Origin of the sequence: Enterobacter sp. ECC-249 (assembly GCF_043965265.1) — a bacterium.
In the GTDB taxonomy this organism is placed as follows: domain Bacteria; phylum Pseudomonadota; class Gammaproteobacteria; order Enterobacterales; family Enterobacteriaceae; genus Enterobacter; species Enterobacter quasiroggenkampii.
The window spans coordinates 69,223-89,043 of record NZ_CP143661.1 but is presented as its reverse complement, the minus strand read 5'-3'; the positions used below and the strand labels follow the sequence as shown (position 1 = coordinate 89,043).

Sequence of the window (19,821 nt, the reverse complement as noted above, 5' to 3'; positions counted from 1 at the left end):
GCCGATAAGGAGAGAGAATGCGATATCACATGCTTAAAGCCGGACTTTTGTCCGGCTTCATGCTTTTTTCTGCCGCCGCTGCGGCGGCAACCTGCCGAGCAGGAAGTGCTGCTGAAGCGGGTAGCCAGGCTGGTTATGAGCGAGCCAGGGCGGCCGCAACAGCCTGGGAACAGCGCGAAAGCAATGTCTCATCCTCCCTGCAGTCCTGTCTGTCCCGTATCAAGAACGTCAAGGTGACCCTGCCGCAATTCCCCGGGCTCGATGAAATCATTTCGCAACTGGAAAATAAGGTCTGCGAAGCGGCCCTGGATAAAGTCAACGAACAGATCCCAGACAACATCGATCCCTGGAAAAACTTCAACTCCTGAAACCTATGACAAAACAGACACAATCAGCCCCCCCTGCAAAGGGGCGGGCCCCCTCCCCTGCGGAGGATCCGCTGAAAAACGCCGTGAACATGATGAAAACGGCAGAAAAACGCCAGAAAATGGCACCAGAGCTGATGAAGAGTAACCTCCTGCTGGGGAGTGGCCTGCTTATCAGCATCATCCTCAATGCTGGCCTGACCTGGGCTCTGATACAACAGCCACGGGATTACTTTGCCACCGACAGTGGGCGCCTGGTTCGCCTGGCTCCCACTTCCGAACCAGCATGGAGCCAGGACGATGCCATCGCCTTTGGCAGCAAGGCTCTGATGCGGGCCTTTAACCTGGACTTCGTTCATTATCGTGAACAGGTATCCTCTACAGCATCGCTGTTCTCTGAAGCAGGACACGCCAGTTACATCCAGGCGCTAACCAACTCCAATATCTACGATGCCCTGAAACGCGAGCGTATGAATCTTACCGGTTCCGTAGGGGCTGGTGTCGTCATCCGGCGTGGGCGTCTGTCTGACGGAACCTGGTTCTGGACAATGCAGTATCCGGTACGTTTGCGCCTGGTTGGGCAGACGACCAGCAAGCCTGAACAACCGTTTGTTTTCGAAATTACCATCCAGCGCGTAGATCCACGACAGAAACCCGTCGGGATGGAAATCCGCCAGATGATCTCACGCAACGCTCCCCGCAATCTCTGAGGCTCCCGCCATGAAACTTCGTTATCTCATGACCACACTACTGCTGTGTGGTCCGGCCCTCGTAGCCGCCGCTGACAATACTGGCTGGCAGGATGCCAGGACGCCTGGTGCAACAACTGCCGCCGCTCCTCAGGGGGCAGAAGCGCAAACAACAGGTGTACCGGCAACCCGGATTAGTGGAGAGCTCCCGCCCCCGGAACAAAGCTCGCCGCTGGTAGATGAGGCAGCAGGTTTAGACTCGCCTCTGTCAGCGGATGAGATACGCGAATTGAGGCTTCGACTGACCGACAACGAGCGTTCTGTAAATGCCCCAATGATAAGCGTGGTTCCGCGTATCAGTTCATTAACCCTCAATCTTTCTCCAGGCGCCAGTATCCCGCTGGTACGCACGGCCATGAATAACCAGAGCGTCGTCACCCTGACGGACATCAATGGCGCACCGTGGCCACAGTCAGATCCGCCAATTAATGCCAGCCCGAAGAGTTTTGATGTGAAGTTCAATGCTGGAACCAACATGCTGGCCATAACACCACTGCGCCCGTGGGCTGCGGGGAATATTTCCGTATATCTGAAAGGGCTTGATGTTCCAATCATGATCAATGTGACAAGTGGTGAGACAGACACCCGTACTGCCAGTCAGGAGATCGACAGTCGGCTGGATTTACGCGTCCCGCGTCTGGGTCCTGGCTCAGCAGCCCCGGGCGTACCCGTCGATAAAATCGCACTCCACAGCGCCACGTTGCAGGCTTTTCTGGATGGCACACCACCAGAAGATGCCCGTCGCCTTAAATTCCAGGGCAACGTCCCTGACACTGCGATCTGGCAAAGCGGTGATGATCTGATGGTCCGTTCCCGCGCAATGCTGCGCGACGAGTTTGAACAGACACTCTCTTCAGCGGATGGTACGCATCTCTGGAAACTCCCCGTCACCCCGTTACTGACCTTCTCAGTAAACGGGAAATCCGTTCACGTCACGCCGGAGCTTCAGTAATGAGCGCAGAACAGGATGCCGGTAAGAACGGCAAAAAACTTTTTTCAATAATTGGATTTAGTGCCCTGGTTTTAGTGACCGCGGGTTATCTGGCCATGTCGTGGCTGACACATGACCCTTCAGGAACAGATTCTGCCGTCAACCTTAACGGTACGGCCTCAAGTGCCGTAACCACCACGACGGAGAGCCCGCGTTACCGTGAACTGCTTAAAGCCTCAAACGATTTAGGCGCGCAGGAAGCCGCACGGACCGATTCATCCTTCATCGCCAGTCTCCCGGTCGGCCTTGAAGTCACGGAACCCCCTCCGGATAAGGTGCCAGAAACAAAACCGGTGGACCTGCCACCTCCGCCGCCAGCAGCATCACGCCATGCGGAAAACCCGGCCGGAGAAGAGCAGGCAAACGAAAAGCGCCAGGCTCAACTGCAAAAACTGCTTAAGCGGATCAGTGACGCACAGACTGGCGGCGATGCACCGGTGCTGGCAACTGCCCTGGCAAGTGTTACGCAGACATCGCCAGCGACTGGCACAAGAAACCTGGCAGAGACAAAAACTGAAACAGAGAGTGCACAGGTCTTCATCCACGCACTTACGCGTGCGGCCGGTTATATGGAGACTGCCGTGGATTCAGATAACCCCAACTCAGAGGTTGTTGCGGTTATTCCTGCCGGGCCGCTGGCTGGCGCAAGACTTCACAGTTCGTCAGCAAAACTTGCCGGCAATGGACTGGATATCAGATTTACCAGTATGAGTTGGAACGGCATGGAGCTGAACGTCAATGCAAGCGCACAGAGTGAGAAAAACCTGATGTCTTCTGTGGCCTCCGATGTTAACCATCGATGGGGAACACACATCGTTCTGCCCGCTGTACTGGGAGGTCTTGGTGATCTTGGCGGTCTGTACAAGGATGCTAACACTCAGGTTATGCAGTCCAGTGTCGGTACCGTCACCGGACGAGTGGGTAAACCTGATGGCAGCACAGTGGCTGGTGTAATGGTTGGCGGCACAGCCCAGACCGGGGCGGAAGTCATCAAACAGGAGATGGCCCGTGAGCCGTTCCGCCAGGTCACCGTGAAGCAGAAAGAAGTTATCTCCATTCTCTTCGTTGACTCGGTTACTTCTGACGACATTGTCAGCAGTAATAAAGCGGCTCGTCCCGCAATCAATAGCACCTTATCAGCACCCGCTGCCGCAGAGCAGCAAACCGAAACCCGCCTGCAGGAAGCCATCGCGCGCCGCCAGGCTGAAATCCGTCGTCAGTATGGCGATACCGTACCCGTGAGGAACAATGATGAACCAGAAAATTGATATGCCTGAAGAAGAAACACTGGAAAGCGAGGATGATTTTGGCGCGCCAGATCCTCGCGAGAAACCGCCCTTCTGGAAGCGAGACCTGCTGTTTGGCTATTCTCTGCCGTGGCTTCTCGGGATAACGCTTCTGGCAGTGGCCAGCCTCTGGTACCTGTTCGGTCCATCACTGTCATTGACGAATAATACGCCGTCTGAAACCAGCTTCAGTGAAGTTGAAAATACACTCGACGGTGCACAGCATAGTACGGTTGAGTCTGTTCCGCAGCAGGCTGTCTCGCCAGCCGCGGCGCAACCGGCGGCACATACGTCCCTGCCAATGGCTCAGGACGACAGGGCGAGCATGATGACGGATATCCGTGACGAGCTGAACGATCGTGACCGCAAGATAAATGACTCTCTGACGTCGCTTAAAGACAGCGTTACGCGCCTGTCTGATGCTATCAAAAGGGATGAGGCTTACGCAGTAGAAACGCGTGCACAGCTTAATGAGCTGACACAGAAGCTGGCTGTTCTGGAAACCCGCGTAAGCACCTCTGATGCCTCAAAAACAGCTTCCCGGCCCCAAAAACGGCAGACAACCAGTGCTGTTGCAGGCATGAAAATCATGTCGCTGGAAGCAGGAATGGCGTGGATCAAATGGCAGGGCAGTACCTGGTCAGTCCGGGAGGGGGATACGCTGGGTAAAGTCACTATTCGTCAGATTGATCCTGCCACGCGCTCTGTGGTGACAACCGGAGGAACCCTGCGCTAATGGCACTGGATGCCGTCACGCTAATAGAGAATCTTGCTTCGGGCATCTTCACCGCTGGGCTGGATTTATTATTCAGCTGGTCCGAGATGATTGGTTTTTTTGGCCTCATCGCACTTCTGACCCGGCAACGTTCCAGTCGAAGTCCATTGTCCCCGGGCAAGTTTGCTATTGGCCTTTTTTCCTGCGCCGCGCTGGTATCTCTCCCCTCCATCATTAATGCCAGTGGTGCGCAGCTTGGCTTTGGCGCCACATCTTTTGATGCAATCGCGTATGTGCAACCCGCCACCTACGGCGTTGCTGCCGGGGCTGCTAACGCCGTACTTTCTCTGGTCCGGCTAGCAGGAGTGGGGTTTGTCTATGCGGCACTCGATATGTTTCGACGATCAGAGCTTGAGGGGCACACCGCACTCAGTTCAAGTGAAAGCATTCGCGCTGCGACAGTAAAACTGTTTGCAGGGACCGGTATGGTCTTTTCACCTCAGCTCATCGATGCCGCACTTGCCACTCTCGGCCTCTCTTTTTAACACACTTCGTTTTTTTATAACCCAAGGAGACACTATGTCACTTTTCCGTGCTATTTCCGCGCGTCTTTATGCCGTCGTTATTTTCTGCCAGCTGACCATGATGCAGTGCCGCGAGCGCATGATTCAGGGGCTGTGTGCTCTGGTCACGTTCCTGTTACCCGGCATGGCCTTCGCTGATGGCGATCTCGCCGATATGTTTGGTAGCGCCGCCTCTGGTGCCAAAAGCGGTAAAACTTCCGGCCTGGAAATTGCCCAGGCGATCGGTGTGTTCATCTTCATCGGTTCCCTGCTGTCCTTCAAAAAAGTGGGCACCAATCCGCAGATCACTGTGGGCCGCTGCTGTGCAGGTCTGGCCATCGGCGCACTACTGGCCGTAGTCCCTGAAATTATGGGACGAACCCAGAAACAGCTCGGTACCAGCTCTGTCAATATCAGCTAACCACAGGAAAGGGTCGGTGTTTACCGACCCTTTCAGGAGAAAACGATGAGCAAAAAGAAAAAGACACCTGACTGTCCATGGCTACATCCGCTTCCGGTTCCTGATGTTGTCCATTCCACAGCCCCTTTACTTCCTCCCCCCGAGAGCGTTTCTGGAGGGCGGTGTTATTGCTGTAGTGCTGACATGAAACATCTGTTTGTGTTACCGGAATCCCTGCCATTATCCCGACTTGCGGAAGACGCGCAGGATGCCAGGACCCGACTTGTCAGAGCGAAAGACACGCTGGCTCAGCTGGAGTCACGTCCCACCCCGCAGGTACCGGTTGAATATGAGAAACACGCCCGGGCTCTGAAAGCTGCCCGGACCGGGATGCAGCACGCATCACTTGCCGCCCGCCGGATTGCTTTGCGACACATCCCCAAAACACTGCTGACCGACACCAGTCTGCTGTCTGACATCGAACATGCTGAATTAGAACGGCTCACGACACCGTTTCACCTCTGTTACCTCTGCCATGCCTGGCATGCCCTCAACGGATTTGCTGCTGCTCAGGGGGTCATGGTCTGGCTACCGGACCTGCACCCACGTAATGTTGTTGCCCTGAACCGAAAAGCCCTGCAGGCCGTCTTCAGCACCAGACCAGGCGAGGTTCGGGAAGGCCGTCGGGTACTGTCGGAACTGACCCGCCATCGTCTTCCTCTGGAAGAACGTTTCGGGGGATGGCGACCAGCTGACTATGCAGATGCGCTTAAACGTTTCCCGCCAGTCATGCGCGATGAAATGCGACAAAAAATGAACGGAGTGGCGTTGATCCTGACACCTGATTCAGTGACGGACAGTGACGTTCTGTCAGGAGCCTCGCAGACAACAATATTATCCTCACAGTCATCTGGTACCACTGTCACGTAAACCTAACGCAAGCCTTATCCCGCAGATGCGCCCACAGAAGCGCCTCGCCCATCAATACACGCCATTCCGGTGGAGTCTTCGCAGCTATGAATATCAACCGCCTTGTCTTCACTATTGAAGACGTTATGAATACCTGTTCCCGTTTCGCCGTCTCTGCTGACTTTGTCGACTACTGCGACATTCGTACGGTGATCGGACTGGACAAACAAGATCTGGAGCTCAGACCCTGGCTGGAAGCCCCTTATATAGGTGTCACCCATCATGGCTATTTCCTTTCTGTATTCGAAATATCCGGGGCATTGCGTGAAATGTCGGAAACAGCCTCAGACGATCATCCGGATGCGTTTGAAGGAATGATCGCGCACCTCGCGTCCACGCTCAGCACCACCTGGAAAAATATCGGCCATAAACTGGCCTTCATTTTCGAACGTGACCCGGAAAAAGGGCGTGACGAAGTCAGCGCCATGATCGCCCCGCAAATGCGTTCAATTCAGCACATCGGCGTCCAGCTGGATGACCTGCTTAATGAGAAGATCAATGTCATTTCTCCGTGGCTTGTTCGTGAGCGCTGCTGGCTTGCCGTCTGGAGCTCTCCGACACTGGTGAGTCATCAGGAACGAACCGATTTTAACGCCACCGTTCGGGCCATTCAGGATAAAGCACCTGTCGCGCGCTTTGGTCAGGAGCCCTGGCGCTGGCAAATGTCTGGTCTGAAGATCCGGCACGACAGCTTTATCACCACTCTTGAAAAAGCACTCGTACGCGGTGGAGACGGCTTGCTTGTCCGCCTGCTTGATGTGCCTGAGTTCTGTAATGAAATCAGACGTGAAACAGCACGCAACAGCACATCGGCCGCATGGCGCCCGGCATTACCGGGGAAGGCTGCGCCAGCGGGTGCGCTTCAGGAGGGCGACGCTACAGCACTGCTAGCTCCCTTCCTGAATCTTCAGGTATTTGGTTGTACGCCAGAAACAGAAGGTAATCTGGTGCATGCAGGGGGGCTGTGGCACGGCATGGTGGCCATAACACTTCCGCCTCAGCATCCCCGCCCCTTCAATGAGCTTGTGAAATTGGTTCCACGTTCCGTTCCCTGGCGCATACGAATCGACATCATGCCTGGCGGGATGAAAGCGCTGGGCTGGAAAAAGACTATTTCATCATTTGGACAATTTATTCCCTCTATTCGCCCACTTTACGACGCTTTCACACAGCTGGCTGCAACGGATGAACGCGATCCGGTCTGCGTGATGACCATTGTGGCGTCCACCTGGGGGCATACCCGGGAAATATGCTCCCGTAATCAGATGCTGCTTGAATCAGCGTTGCAGGGTTGGGGAGTCTGTAACACGACCACCACATTCGGTGATCCTCGCAGGGGATGGGTCAACAGTATGCTGGCCGCGTCAGCGGGCTCCGGCCCTGTTCCGCTTTACCCGCCACTCTCCCATGCGCTATCGATGTTGCCCTTCAACCGACCAGGTACCGTCTGGCGAGGGGAAGGCAACCTGATGCTGCACACGGAAGACGGATGCGCCTGGGAAGTCGGGCTGGGGTCTTCTCGACAGAACAAGCATACCGAACTTGCCCCTGGCGATTCGGGTCTGGGTAAATCGGTACTGATTAATACCCTGACGGAAATACAGGTATCTTCCGCCCAGGTTTCGCTTCCTTATGTGGCTCACATTGATAAAGGATTCAGCGCGATGGGGTTAATCCAGCTGATACGTGACAGTCTGCCAGAAGAGAGAAAGGACGAAGCAGTCGGCATCATACTCAGCAACGACCCGTCTAAGTCACGCAATGTCTTCGACATCCTGTACGGCGCTCGTAAGCCAGTGACACCAGAGAAGCAATTTATCGCGTCCATGTTGACGGCCTTCTGTATCGAACCGGATAAAGGGACCCCGCCTAACCCTACAGATACCCGGCAAATAGTGAATCGCCTGATTGATCTGGCGTATGACATGCGTAGTGGTATTGAGCCAAACATGTTCCGTTCAAACGTAGAGCCAGAAGTGGATGCGGCACTGGAGTCATCCGGTTTGTGGGGTGAGCACGATCCGGAGTGGTGGACCGCGACACCATGGTACGAAGTACGTGACCTCCTGCATGAACGTGGACAGTTATCTGCAGCTCAGCGGGCACACTACCAGGCGGTACCAGAACTTGCTGATATGCCCGCGCTACTACGCAGTGAGGTTATTCAGGAGACTTTTGGCCGAATACAGCGTAACGGCTCACAGGAGCCCCTGGTGGAGTACATTGAGCGCTGCATGATTCAGGCCCGACAGGACTACCCGATGATGGCCAGTCGGACTCGTTTTGCGCTGAACCCGAACACACGCATTATTGCCGTAGACTTAAACAACGTAGCCGGCGATAAGACCCCGGCAGGCAGACTGAAAACCGGCATCATGTTCCTCTTTGCTGGCCACATCACTGCGGGTGATTTTTTGCTGCCGCAGTATCAGGATGAGGTAATGCAAATACTGCCGGAAGCCTACCTCCCGGGCATTATGCGACGCATCAACCAGCTCGATAGTGAAATGAAAACCAAAATCTATGACGAACTGCACAACGTCAAAGGCATTGATTTCATCTTCGAAGCACTGGATACGCAGGATCGTGAACAACGTAAGTTTGGTATCCGCACGGTGCTGAGTACCCAGTTCCTTACCGACTATCCGAAAAGCCTGCTCGACTCTGCCAACACCCTCTGGCTGCTGCGCTTCCGCCAGGAAGATATTCCACTTTTACGGGACAGTTTTAAGATCCCCGAACACAATCTTCATGCATTCCTGCGTATGCCAGCTGGTCCGGCTGCAGACGGTAGTGGCGTACCGATGCTATGTATGATGCGCACAACCCAGGGGACGCTGGCACGGATTGTCCGGTTTACGCTCGGACCGCTGGAGCTGTGGTCGCTTAACTCAGACAAAAAAGACGGCGCGCTACGCAGAAATCTCTCGGATACGATCGGTACTGCCCGTGCCCGTCAGTTACTGGCGGAGAAGTTCCCTCGCGGATCCGCAAAAAAACTCATTGAGTACAGGGAGCGTAACAGTGGCGCCCGTGGTGATAAGGGCGTCATCGAATTGATGGCAGACGAAATGATAAATGAGCTGGGGTATGACCTTTGATGTGTTCCATCCACCTGACGCCACGCTGTCGCCGCCCGGTAAAGGGCCAGGTCAGTCTTTCCCGCCTGGTGATCGATGCCGACGGCGTGGAGTTCGTCCTGCCGTCCCGGCACTTCCGTACAGACAGTGCAGTGAACTCCCGGGCGGTATACGCGACCGATCGCCGGGCAACGCAAGAGGCCTGTGGCGTGCTTCTTTCACTCAAAGCGCGACCACGCCAGCTGGTCACAACAGCCATCTGGCAGGTCAATGAGCCAGGCGAACCGGTGCGGGAATCGCGTCATGTGGTCCAGTGGTTGCTACCTGAAAATACAGGGGCGGTGTTAACTGATGATACCTGGTTATGGCCGGAGGGGGCAGATACCCCACAACTCAGCTCGGGAGACTGGCCGGTACTGGATATCACCCCTCCAGCTCATGCAAGAATCACGCGTCGTGGGCTGACAATCATAGACACCCGCAGCCGGGAAGGACGTATCAGCAGACGCTTTCAGACCTTCCCTCTGGTCGCCCTCGCCCCCGGCACACAGTCAACCCGCCTTCCCGGCGTGTTTACCCCGCTCAAATAAACGGAGAATCTCATGCTACAACGTCATCTCCCCGCGCTGGCGCTGGCCATCGCGTCCAGCCTTCCCACTGTTGCCAGTGCTTTAACGGTCAACGTGAACTCCAGCGTTCCGATCACGACTCAGGTTCTGCCTGAGATGGCCACCATCCAGGCAACTCTGGTCGAAATACTACAGATGCAACAGGCAACCGGCACAGCCATCACACAGAACGCCGACAAGCTCGGCGCCCTGATTAATCAGGATGGGCAGGCTACTCGTCAGCAAATGATTTTCAATAATGAAACCCAACGTCTGGAGGAGGCACGGCAGAGTTTTTCGGTACCGGATTCGATCTGTAGTGATTCCGCATCCGGTGTGGCAGCACAAAGTAAAAGTGCATCAGGCAGCGCCGCGTCAAAACTCTCATCAGGCAAAGGTGTTTCCAGTTCAGCGGTGCGGAAGAGGATTTCTACAGCATCGGAAGAACAGGCCCGCGACGCTTATGACGGTGCGAACGTACATGCCGCGTACTGTACGGCAGCAGAATATGAACGCTTTGGCGGAACCGGTATCTGCCCTGCCGTCAGTAATTTGCCCGGAGGTGACAGTCAGGTACGCTCCATCTATGGCGGCGCGGGACCTGAAGGGCAGGCACCGGCACTTTCCTGGTCACAGGAACAGATTGATGCCGCTATGGCCTACATGAAAAACACGGCTCGACCTTCAGCAGGCCGCACGCCAGGCAAAGGTGAAGTCAACACTGTTACCGGTCGTACGTATGTAGGGTTGCTCAACGAGTACAACGGTATCATCGATGCCGCGTCTGAACCTCAGCTCTCGCTGATTGCCGACAGTAAGACCAGTGAAACCACCCGTGATGCCCTGAAAGAAGCACTGCAGTCACCTTCCGCAGCGCAGTATTTTGACAATGTGGCTTCGCCGGAGGCGAAGGCGAAGGGCTACATGAGCCAGCGAGAATTTGAATCGTTTGAGGCCGGACGTCGATATGCCAACACAGCCTATCTCTCCGACCTGCAGCAAATGGACGGAGATAACCTTATGCGCGAACTCATCCGAACTACGGCACAGATGAACTGGCAACTTAACGACATTAAAGAGTTGCTGCGCAAAGGGAACGTGATCGACGGCCAGCTACTCGCCGCCTTTGCCCGCCAGTCCTACGCCCCACGTCTGAAACAACTCGAATCAGCCATGAACCAGGGAGCTGCCAAATGACACTGGAAAAAACAGTCGCACGGAAAAAAGGACTACCTGGACGTATTACCCGGGGACTGCTGAGCATATTTCTGCCATTGCAGGAAACGAAGTGGTATTTGCGGGCTGCCCGGCACATGACATCACGAAATATTGAGCGAATGCGTGATGCTTTTCCGGAGCTCATTACTGACGACAAACCGCCGGCTTCTCCTGACTGGGAAAAAGCCGTTGCGGAATCAGGTTGTACCCCCGCACAGTTGGATGAGGGGTATGTGAGCCAGCGCAGGCGCTGGCGAGTGCTGTTCTGGCTTATGGCCATACCGGTTCCGCTTGCAGCACTGACACCATTCATTATTGGTGGGAGTATCTCCGCGCACCAGATCAGCACCTGTGTGGTGCTGTTTTCCGGTGCTGGCGTGGCATGGTCAAAAGCGCTAATCGTAACCTACCGACTGTGGCAGTTACGCAACCGTCGCGTAAGTCTTGCTGAAAGAGGCACCTTTCAGCATTTCATGGCGGAAACCCATGCCGTACGAGATGCCATTCTCGGGAAATAGCTGCCCTTCTCTGCCTCCTGCCGACATCCCGGCATTCATGCATTATCCGGAGTTACCGTGAAAAATCTCATTCGTGCGCTTTGTGCAGGGCTGCTTATCTCTGTTACCCCGGCACGCGCAGGTGTCACTTACGATGACATAGTCTCTGCTGCAACCAATGCACAGGACCTCTCCCGACAGGCACTGGTCACTATCTTCGGCGATGTGGTGCTGGACCCTCTCGCCGCCGGCAATACCACGATGATCGGGAATCTGTTTGCTCTGTTTAACGGAATTATCGCCGTCCTTGCCGTCGTCTGGTTTGTATTTATTGGTCTGAAGCACATTAATAAAACGGGGCATCAGGGCAAGGTATTCAGCGGGGATCGCGATATCACCAGCACACTGAGCACAGTGTCAGGATTTTTGATGATTATCCCGACCGCCAATGGCTGGAGCATGTCCCAGCTCATAATTCTCTGGGGCGCGTCGATTATGGGCGTAGGTTCTGCCAACCTGATGGTGTCCAAAGCAGCCAGTGATATTGCCAGCGGCTACTCCCTGACTGTCCAGCCCACACAGGCTTCGACCCGAACTTCTGCACGCGGTATTTTTGAGATGCAGCTTTGTAAATATGCCATCAATACTGCGCTGGACGATTACAACAGCACGGCAAATTCGACCACAGCCAGAATGGCAGGGGTATCCGGTTCTTCTGGAGGGAATTATACCTACCGGGTCACCAACGGCAGCGGTGTGTGCGGCACGGCGACGATACCGGAACAACAGAAATCGGACTCCTCGTCTGGTTCCGGAAGCTTCTTTAACCCCTTCAGTAACCGCGATACAAGTGAAGTGGTGGATGCGCAAAACAAAGCTATGGAAGCAATGATCCAGGATATGGACAGCGCGGCCAGCGAGTTTATGGCAGGGTTTATGAATAAACGAACAACCGGCAACGGCACACTCCCGGATATTGAAACCCGCATTCAGAGAGCAGCCAGTACGTACGAACAAACTGTTCAGCACGCACTACCGGCGCAGAGTGAACAAAATGGCATACAGGATGCTGTCAGGAATTACCTCGACACTTATGGTTGGGCGGCTCTCGGTGCCTGGTACCAGACTTTTGCAACGGCCAATCAACGCCTGACAGAAGTTGCCAGTCGCGCGCCGGCAACCAGTGGGATGTCATCCCTTGGGGAAATTGGCAGCGGAGACCTGTTCAGTGCGGTAATGAGCGCCTACCGTACCCAGTTACAAAACTCTAATTATGCACCTCCAGCAGGTACAGCAACATCACAAAACGAGTTAAGTGCTTCTGAAGGTAATGACCCAAATAGCATATTAATGAACTCGTTCGCTCCATTTTTCGTCAGTTTAACCAGCAACATCGCAACAAATTATAGTGGGACAGGAACCTCAACAGGGCAGGTAAACCCATTAGTTAAAATGAAAAATGTTGGAGATTACACGCTGGTTGCAGCGGAGGGAACTTTAACAGCATACACGGTCATACGGGCTGCTGTTGCGGGTGGAGAGTCATCCCTTCTCGGGAAGGTTGTCAATATGACAGGAGCAATTAGCGCTGTAGATAAAGGGCTTGATGCCATTTCGCCAGCAGTATATTTCTTGTTACTACTTATGTTTAGCGCTGGATTTACACTTTCAATCTATTTGCCATTTATTCCGTTTATCTTCTGGATGACTGGTATTGGTAACTGGATTGTCAGTGTTCTAGTAGGTTGCGCTGCGGGACCTCTATGGGGGGCAACTCACCTAGGTACGTCTCAGGATCGAGGCAGTCGTGCGGCTTATGGTTACATTTACTTTATAGATACCATGATTCGTCCCGCACTTATGGTTTTTGGATTTTTCTTTGCATCTGTTGCGATTGTTGCTACTGGCACTATCCTTCATGCACTTTTTGGTGTCGCACTGGTCAATGTTCAAGCCAACTCGTTAACAGGTTTATTCAGCATGGCTGGTTTTTTAATGATCTATGCTCGAATTTGCACGACACTGGTATCTAGCATATTTGCCTTACAGGCATATTTACCTGACTACGTCATTTCGTTCCTTGGCGGTAGAGATGCAGCAAATACTCTTGGAAGCATGGCTGGTTCTGTCAAAGATATGTTCGTAGCCGGTGGGAGGAATATACGGCATACCCCTGGCGTTAATACGAAGGGTATGAATGGTCCAGGGGAAACAAATAATGATGGAATAAAAAGTTGAGATGTGGACATCTATCCAGTAGTGCTATAACATTGAGTGAAATACCTAAGGAGGGTTTACTGTGAAAGATAGATTCCCTAAGTGGTGGGTTTTATACTCTGTTGCAAAGTCTTTATTTTTAAAGTTCGGTATAATCTCTTTCTTGCTGATTTTTTTTCTATGCTCCATTTCAATCATCATGGATGAGTACGTACGCCCGGAGGCATATCTATACGCCATAACAAGTTGCTTACTGTTATTCGGTCCATTTGCCATCAATTATGTTATAGCCAAGAAACGCAAAAAAAAGATCCTTGCTGTTGTTGAGAAAATCAAGGAGACGGGTCATTTCAAACCGGAAAGCGGTTCTGAGGGCTGGCTCTTCTGGAAAAGTACCTACCTGGGTTTCGACTTTCAGCAAGGAACCTTTTTGTACGTCCGAATCTACCCGGGCAATGTCATGGATGTCATTGGCTTCGATGCTTACAGCCTGACACGTACAGAGGTTGAAGATTCAAAGTTGCGTCTCTTCACAAGGTTCACATCATTGCCGATGATTCCTATCGATACCGGTGCTGCATCCAGTATTGCTAACCATCTGCATGCAATGAACAACAAAGGATACACCTATAACTTCAACTTTAACGATGTCGTGAATAAAAAACGTGCCGAGATCGAATCTCTGACAGGGCTACCTGTTCCCGTTCTTGCCTGAAACACATCCAATACCCTCCAATAAATAGCCGGTTTAATTGCCGGCTATTTTCATTGATTTCATTAACGCAGATCATCGCTCTGAAAATTCACTTTAAAACAGATGATGATAATAAAAACCACAACCCATCTTATTAATGACCCTCACTAAAACAAAGGAGATCCGTATCAGATCCTCAACAATCTAATATTTGACCAATCAATATAATTTCACCTGCCGTTATCACCAGTAAATACGCTTGCTAACTTTTCGTAAGCTCGGGCTCTGCTGCCCTCTTTTATTCAGTTAGTCTTCATCGTTTTTATTTAGGGAGCTTTTCCATGACATCCGCTCGCGCGGGAACGACTGATCCGCTTGAATTTCTTGGAGCCCTCGCCATCCTGGGCATTATGCTTCTGCTTGTTGCATGGCTGTTCTTGCCTGAGTTTGTGTACTGGTCATGTTTCATTTTGCATACCCTGTGGGGCATGGCTGATTTTGGCCCCTTCCACACCTGGGCCGCACCGCGTTATAACCTGCTGGCCGTCACCGCCAACAATGCCGAAAACATCACTTACGATCAGTGGATCAACGTGATGAAGCAAACGACGGTGATCCTGATGATATTCCTCATTCCCCTGTCTACCGCTTCGCTGTGGAGCTGGTTATGCCATCCTGCACGAAACTGGCAAACGCGACGGGTACTCAATATCAGCACGCTGCCCTTCGCTATGGAAACCATTTCTCCTGCAATTGCCCCCATTCTTAATGAGGGGAATTCCAGTCGCCTGTTGCTTGATAAACGTCGTCAAGAAAGACGTCCGGCACAAAGCCCTGAGGGTTTCGCTGAAGAGCATGAACTCATCAGTAATATGCAGCTCGATGTTGCCCGCTGCAGGGCTGTTTTTATGGCCCAACTGGGGCGTCCACTTAATGGATGGAAAAGTCTCGCCCCTCATGAAAAGGCATTATTCGCAATATTCGGCCTTCAGTTTTTCCTGGACGACCGACCGGCCGCACGTCAATTAATGGATGCCCTGAACCGCTCCTGTCGGATAAAAAGCCGCCGTGATAAGGGGAAATTCTCAGTTCCGGTCTATGCGCTGGCGAGAACCGCTTTTAAGCGCGTCATCCAGAGCGAAGGCGCGAAACAGTGGTTGCGTGAGCACCGTTACGTCAGAAGTGGTCTGGTCTGGCTGTACGCACATGATTTACGGCTGACACCACCTAACTGGCTATGGCTAAAGGGGGTAGACCGCCCACTCTTCTATGCCCTGCACCGGGCAAACACCACCAAAGGATTTATTGAAGGTGCAGGTATCGTCGCCGTCGCCCGCACCGAGAGTGAGGCTATCCGACTTGGCCTCCCCTGCCCGCAAGCCTGCGTCGATGAAGCCATTGAGGGATTGCGCATCGATATGCTGTCCCTGGGGCTAATCTGGAACGAACCTCAGCCAGACCGCGACCGCAAGCGTCGCATCCGGACCAACTGGTCACTCACGGAAGACGTCATCACTCGCCCGGGTGACGATGACGATCTCATCTTCTGAAATTTCGCTCATTTCTGACGCTAATTATCTTACTGTCTACTGGAGTCTCATTATGTCGCTGGAAAGCACCTACACCACCTTTCGTTGTAACGACACCATTGTGGTTTTACATCAACACGGACATGGTGTTCCTCAGGCTCTGTTCACCTTTCGTGAGCCTCAGCGTATGGCCATCCACGATAAAAAGCTCATCGCTTTTTATCCATATTCAGCAGAAGCCGTGACACTTCTTGATGACCCGATGCACGATGCAGCGGAAGTCTTCAACACCATAGCGCGACACCTCAAAACCCAGAGTAAGGCAATAATGAAACGCCGTATGAAGTCCCTTGCCCTGTTTGTGAGCGGCGCGCTGATAGCATCTTCGTTATGGCTCCTGGGTACGGACAACCATTTCTCACTCAATGTGGGAAACCAGACACTGACTATCCCGGCAGAACCAGGCGCAATCGCACCGGCCCGGCCGCGGCAGACTGCCGCTGTTCAGGAGCCAGCCAACCCGGCGGCAGGCAATACAGTCATTCAGGCTGCCCAGGCTGAATCCGACAACATGCAGAATATTATGAAGGAAAGTCATAAATCCTTACCGGCTTCGCCTTCTGAAGCCCTGAAAACAGCACCGGCAGCGGTAACGTCAACCACATCAGTAAAAAAAGAAGCGACGGAACAGTCAGCGCGACAGAAGATGGTGGAAATACTGAAGCGCAGTACCGATCGAGGTCTGTTCACCATCCAGCTCTCAACCGGGCATGAGCGTACGCTGTATGCATTCCTCGATCCAACCTGTGCGGTCTGCAGAAGTATGGAGCCGGCAATCGAACAGCTGGCGCAGCGTTACAACGTTGTTGTATTCCCTGTATCAGTCGTGAATGACGGCGGCGATGCTGTAGAGAAGATCATTCCGGTTTTATGCGAGAAGGACCAGACAGCTCGTGCTGTTGCATGGAGTGTTCTTTTCCGACCGGACGCAGGTATGCTGGTTCCGGGACAGACAACACCTCCACAGGTGAGCTCAGACTGTTCCGCGTCGGCTCAGGCCGTAGTAGCCGTAAACGATACTGGCTTCCGCACCTTTGGTTTTTCAGGTACGCCGACAGTGCTGACTGACACGGGCATTCGCCTGGCAACGGGCATGCTGACCGCGCCGGATAAAATTGATCACTTCCTGAAAATTACAGATCCAATGTCACCAGAACAGGTCGACCGCTTTGTGAGTTCCCTCAGTATCCAGGAGTAAACCATGAATTATACGCCCGTTAACCAGGCGCTCATGAAGCGCAATGCCTGGAACTCCCCTGTTCTTGAGCTTTTGCGCGACCACCTGCTGTATGCCGGAATTATGGCAGGAAGTGTGGTGGCGGGGTTTATCTGGCCACTCGCCATACCGCTTTTGCTTTTGCTGGCCATCGTGGCCAGCATCAGCTTTGGAACACACCGCTGGCGTATGCCCATGCGAATGCCTGTCCACCTGAATAAAGTAGACCCCTCTGAAGACCGGAAGGTACGACGCAGCCTGTTCAGAAGGTTTCCCTCACTGTTTCAGTATGAAACAACGCAGGAAAGTAAAGGTAAGGGAATATTCTATCTCGGCTACAGGCGAATGAATGATATCGGTCGCGAACTCTGGCTCACCATTGATGACCTGACCCGTCATGTGATGTTCTTTGCCTCGACCGGTGGAGGGAAAACCGAAACCATCTATGCGTGGATGCTCAATTCATTTTGCTGGGGTCGGGGCTTCACCTTTGTTGACGGTAAGGCGCAGAACGACACGGCGCGCACCTGCTACTACCTGGCCCGCCGCTTTGGGCGTGAGGATGATGTGGAATACATCAACTTCATGAATAGCGGCATGTCCCGCAGTGAGATGATCCACAACGGTGATAAAAGTCGGCCACAGTCTCACCAGTGGAACCCCTTCTGCTATAGCACTGAGGCCTTTGTTGCTGAGACGATGCAATCAATGCTGCCGACCAACGTACAGGGGGGAGAATGGCAGTCCAGAGCAATTGCAATGAACAAGGCGCTGGTTTTTGGCACAAAGTTCTATTGCGTCCGTGAAAACAAAACCATGTCGTTGCAGCTGCTGCGCGAGTTTATGCCACTGGAGAAACTGGCAGAGCTTTACTGCCGTGCCATAGACGATCAATGGCCAGAGGAAGCTGTCTCTCCGCTCTATAATTATCTGGTAGACGTACCGGGTTTCGATATGGCCACCGTTCGCCAGCCTTCAGCCTGGACAGAAGAGCCGCGCAAGCAGCACAGCTACCTGACTGGGCAGTTTCTGGAAACCTTCAACACATTTACGGAAACGTTCGGTAATATCTTCGCTGAGGATGCCGGTGACATTGATATTCGCGACAGCATTCACAGCGACCGGATACTCCTGGTCCTTATCCCGGCAATGAACACCTCTCAGCACACAACCTCTGCACTGGGGAGAATGTTTGTTACCCAGCAGAGCATGATACTGGCCCGGGACCTGGGACATCGTCTGGAAGGGCTAGATTCCGAAGCTCTCGAAATCACCAAATACAAAGGCCCCTTCCCCTACATGAACTATCTCGACGAGGTGGGAGCCTATTATACCGAGCGTATTGCCGTTCAGGCCACACAGGTACGTTCCCTGGACTTTTCTATCGTCATGATGAGCCAGGACCAGGAGCGCATTGAAAGCCAGACCTCAGCCACAAACGTTGCCACCCTGATGCAAAACGCCGGCACTAAGGTTGCGGGTAAAATCGTAAGTGATGATAAAACGGCAAAGACAATCACTAATGCCGCAGGACAGGAAGCCCGGGCGAACATGGTCAGCCTGCAACGGCGTGACGGTATCATTGGTACCTCCTGGATCGATGGCGACCACATCAATATTCAGATGGAGAACAAAATCAATGTGCAGGATCTGATTAAATTGCAGCCAGGTGAGAACTACACGGTGTTTCAGGGCGATCCGGTTCCGGGAGCATCCTTCTACATCGAGCCGCAGGACAAAACGTGCAATGCACCCGTCATTATCAACCGATACATCACGATTAACCCACCGAACCTTAAGCAACTACGTAAACTTGTTCCACGAACAGCGCAGCGACGTCTTCCTGCTCCGGAGAACGTCAGCAAAATCATTGGTGTTCTGACAGAAAAGCCCTCGCGTCGGCGTAAAGCGGCAAAAGCTGAACCCTGGAAGATAATCGATACCTTTCAGCAGCGTCTGGCCAATCGCCAGGAAGCGCATAATCTGATGACTGAATATGATACGGACCACCGTGGACGGGAAGAAAACCTCTGGGAAGAAGCGCTGGAGGTAATCAGAACAACCACTATGGCAGAACGTACAATACGGTACATCACGCTTAATAAGCCTGAATCGGAACCGACGCAAGTAAGCGCTGAAGAAATTCAGCTCGCACCAGATGCGATACTGAGAACGCTGACACTCCCGCAGCCGGCTTATATTCCTCCTTCCAGATATCGAAACGAGCCATTTATCTCCCCGAAACTGCCTGATTCACCACATCCGGATATGGAGTGGCCAGAGTGATAGTTCAAAAAAATTGTCTTGTTTCAGGAACAGCTGCCGATAAACAAAATGATATAGAAATGAAGGAAATGAAATGAAGAAACTACTATTTGCCGCCCTCTTTGGTTTTTCATGCGTTGCCGCTGCAGCGCCCCAGCCCGTTATCGACACCGATGCCGTGGCGCAGCTGACTGAAATCCGTAACATCCTCCTCACGAACCAGCAGAAGGTGTACGCCTGCTCCGATGGCGAGAAGCTTTATACTGTTGGGTTGCAGATAAAACACGATGGTTCTGAATACAAATGTGTTTTAAAGAAAGACCATGCTGAATGGGAATTAGTCCCACGCATCGCATTCAACTAAATAAGGCCGCGAAAGCGGCCTTTTTTTTGACCTGA

General features: G+C 53.0%; 18 protein-coding genes. All 18 read left to right on the top strand.

Translation table 11 applies throughout. From position 1 onward, the window contains the following. The first annotated feature begins 17 nt into the window (after positions 1–17). Positions 18–368, top strand: coding sequence for a hypothetical protein (locus tag V1587_RS22105; RefSeq protein WP_022649990.1), 351 nt, complete (start codon positions 18–20; stop codon positions 366–368). An 89-nt stretch (positions 369–457) separates the two neighbouring features. After that, positions 458–1,075, top strand: coding sequence for a DotI/IcmL family type IV secretion protein (locus tag V1587_RS22100; protein WP_179297403.1), 618 nt, complete (start codon positions 458–460; stop codon positions 1,073–1,075). A 10-nt stretch (positions 1,076–1,085) separates the two neighbouring features. Further along, entirely contained in the window at positions 1,086–2,066 is a 981-nt protein-coding gene (locus V1587_RS22095; RefSeq protein ID WP_022649992.1) for a DotH/IcmK family type IV secretion protein, read from the top strand. Continuing rightward, a complete protein-coding gene (traO, locus tag V1587_RS22090; protein WP_022649993.1) occupies positions 2,066–3,373 on the top strand; it encodes a conjugal transfer protein TraO in 1,308 nt (435 codons plus the stop codon). Before V1587_RS22095 ends, traO begins: the two co-directional genes overlap by 1 nt. Beyond that, positions 3,354–4,127, top strand: a complete 774-nt coding sequence (gene traP, locus V1587_RS22085) for a conjugal transfer protein TraP (protein WP_123839398.1) — start codon at positions 3,354–3,356, stop codon at positions 4,125–4,127. Before traO ends, traP begins: the two co-directional genes overlap by 20 nt. Continuing rightward, complete coding sequence (gene traQ, locus V1587_RS22080; protein WP_022649995.1) at positions 4,127–4,651, top strand: conjugal transfer protein TraQ; 525 nt, start codon at positions 4,127–4,129, stop codon at positions 4,649–4,651. The genes traP and traQ overlap by 1 nt, the downstream gene beginning before the upstream one ends. A 34-nt stretch (positions 4,652–4,685) precedes the next feature. Further along, positions 4,686–5,090, top strand: coding sequence for a DUF6750 family protein (locus V1587_RS22075; protein WP_022649996.1), 405 nt, complete (start codon positions 4,686–4,688; stop codon positions 5,088–5,090). 183 nt (positions 5,091–5,273) lie between these two features. After that, on the top strand, positions 5,274–5,999 hold the full coding sequence (locus V1587_RS22070) for a hypothetical protein (protein ID WP_063864836.1): 726 nt from the start codon (positions 5,274–5,276) through the stop codon (positions 5,997–5,999). Positions 6,000–6,085: 86 nt separating this feature from the next. Then, positions 6,086–9,139: a hypothetical protein gene (locus tag V1587_RS22065; protein ID WP_022649998.1), complete on the top strand. Its 3,054-nt coding sequence runs from the start codon at positions 6,086–6,088 to the stop codon at positions 9,137–9,139. Next, a complete protein-coding gene (locus V1587_RS22060) occupies positions 9,139–9,708 on the top strand; it encodes a hypothetical protein (protein WP_022649999.1) in 570 nt (189 codons plus the stop codon). The genes V1587_RS22065 and V1587_RS22060 overlap by 1 nt, the downstream gene beginning before the upstream one ends. Positions 9,709–9,720: 12 nt before the next feature. After that, on the top strand, positions 9,721–10,923 hold the full coding sequence (gene traW / locus V1587_RS22055) for a conjugal transfer protein TraW (RefSeq protein ID WP_022650000.1): 1,203 nt from the start codon (positions 9,721–9,723) through the stop codon (positions 10,921–10,923). Beyond that, positions 10,920–11,462 carry a conjugal transfer protein TraX gene (gene traX / locus V1587_RS22050; protein WP_022650001.1) on the top strand — a complete coding sequence of 181 codons (543 nt, stop codon included), beginning with the start codon at positions 10,920–10,922 and terminating at the stop codon, positions 11,460–11,462. The genes traW and traX overlap by 4 nt, the downstream gene beginning before the upstream one ends. Before the next feature lie 57 nt (positions 11,463–11,519). Then, a complete protein-coding gene (locus V1587_RS22045; RefSeq protein WP_022650002.1) occupies positions 11,520–13,679 on the top strand; it encodes a DotA/TraY family protein in 2,160 nt (719 codons plus the stop codon). Positions 13,680–13,740: 61 nt separating this feature from the next. Further along, a complete protein-coding gene (excA, locus tag V1587_RS22040) occupies positions 13,741–14,373 on the top strand; it encodes a plasmid IncI1-type surface exclusion protein ExcA (RefSeq protein ID WP_022650003.1) in 633 nt (210 codons plus the stop codon). Between the two features lie 320 nt (positions 14,374–14,693). Further along, positions 14,694–15,902, top strand: coding sequence for a hypothetical protein (locus V1587_RS22035; RefSeq protein WP_022650004.1), 1,209 nt, complete (start codon positions 14,694–14,696; stop codon positions 15,900–15,902). After that, positions 15,883–17,139: a hypothetical protein gene (locus V1587_RS22030; RefSeq protein ID WP_126530067.1), complete on the top strand. Its 1,257-nt coding sequence runs from the start codon at positions 15,883–15,885 to the stop codon at positions 17,137–17,139. The genes V1587_RS22035 and V1587_RS22030 overlap by 20 nt, the downstream gene beginning before the upstream one ends. Positions 17,140–17,142: 3 nt before the next feature. Continuing rightward, positions 17,143–19,443, top strand: coding sequence for an F-type conjugative transfer protein TrbC (gene trbC, locus V1587_RS22025; RefSeq protein ID WP_022650006.1), 2,301 nt, complete (start codon positions 17,143–17,145; stop codon positions 19,441–19,443). 73 nt (positions 19,444–19,516) lie between these two features. Further along, the gene (locus V1587_RS22020) at positions 19,517–19,786 is read left to right on the top strand and encodes a hypothetical protein (protein ID WP_022650007.1); all 270 of its coding nucleotides are present in this window, start codon (positions 19,517–19,519) and stop codon (positions 19,784–19,786) included. Positions 19,787–19,821: the final 35 nt, after the last annotated feature.

What these genes read in the sequence shown, in the direction of transcription:
- V1587_RS22065 (WP_022649998.1), top strand. Translation starts at nt 6,086, where the DNA reads ATGAATATCAACCGCCTTGTCTTCACTATTGAAGACGTTATGAATACC.
- traW (WP_022650000.1), top strand. Translation starts at nt 9,721, where the DNA reads ATGCTACAACGTCATCTCCCCGCGCTGGCGCTGGCCATCGCGTCCAGC.
- traQ (WP_022649995.1), top strand. Translation starts at nt 4,127, where the DNA reads ATGGCACTGGATGCCGTCACGCTAATAGAGAATCTTGCTTCGGGCATC.
- V1587_RS22060 (WP_022649999.1), top strand. Translation starts at nt 9,139, where the DNA reads ATGTGTTCCATCCACCTGACGCCACGCTGTCGCCGCCCGGTAAAGGGC.
- V1587_RS22105 (WP_022649990.1), top strand. Translation starts at nt 18, where the DNA reads ATGCGATATCACATGCTTAAAGCCGGACTTTTGTCCGGCTTCATGCTT.
- V1587_RS22070 (WP_063864836.1), top strand. Translation starts at nt 5,274, where the DNA reads ATGAAACATCTGTTTGTGTTACCGGAATCCCTGCCATTATCCCGACTT.
- V1587_RS22035 (WP_022650004.1), top strand. Translation starts at nt 14,694, where the DNA reads ATGACATCCGCTCGCGCGGGAACGACTGATCCGCTTGAATTTCTTGGA.
- traX (WP_022650001.1), top strand. Translation starts at nt 10,920, where the DNA reads ATGACACTGGAAAAAACAGTCGCACGGAAAAAAGGACTACCTGGACGT.
- V1587_RS22030 (WP_126530067.1), top strand. Translation starts at nt 15,883, where the DNA reads ATGACGATCTCATCTTCTGAAATTTCGCTCATTTCTGACGCTAATTAT.
- V1587_RS22100 (WP_179297403.1), top strand. Translation starts at nt 458, where the DNA reads ATGATGAAAACGGCAGAAAAACGCCAGAAAATGGCACCAGAGCTGATG.
- V1587_RS22020 (WP_022650007.1), top strand. Translation starts at nt 19,517, where the DNA reads ATGAAGAAACTACTATTTGCCGCCCTCTTTGGTTTTTCATGCGTTGCC.
- trbC (WP_022650006.1), top strand. Translation starts at nt 17,143, where the DNA reads ATGAATTATACGCCCGTTAACCAGGCGCTCATGAAGCGCAATGCCTGG.
- V1587_RS22075 (WP_022649996.1), top strand. Translation starts at nt 4,686, where the DNA reads ATGTCACTTTTCCGTGCTATTTCCGCGCGTCTTTATGCCGTCGTTATT.
- traO (WP_022649993.1), top strand. Translation starts at nt 2,066, where the DNA reads ATGAGCGCAGAACAGGATGCCGGTAAGAACGGCAAAAAACTTTTTTCA.
- traP (WP_123839398.1), top strand. Translation starts at nt 3,354, where the DNA reads ATGATGAACCAGAAAATTGATATGCCTGAAGAAGAAACACTGGAAAGC.
- V1587_RS22095 (WP_022649992.1), top strand. Translation starts at nt 1,086, where the DNA reads ATGAAACTTCGTTATCTCATGACCACACTACTGCTGTGTGGTCCGGCC.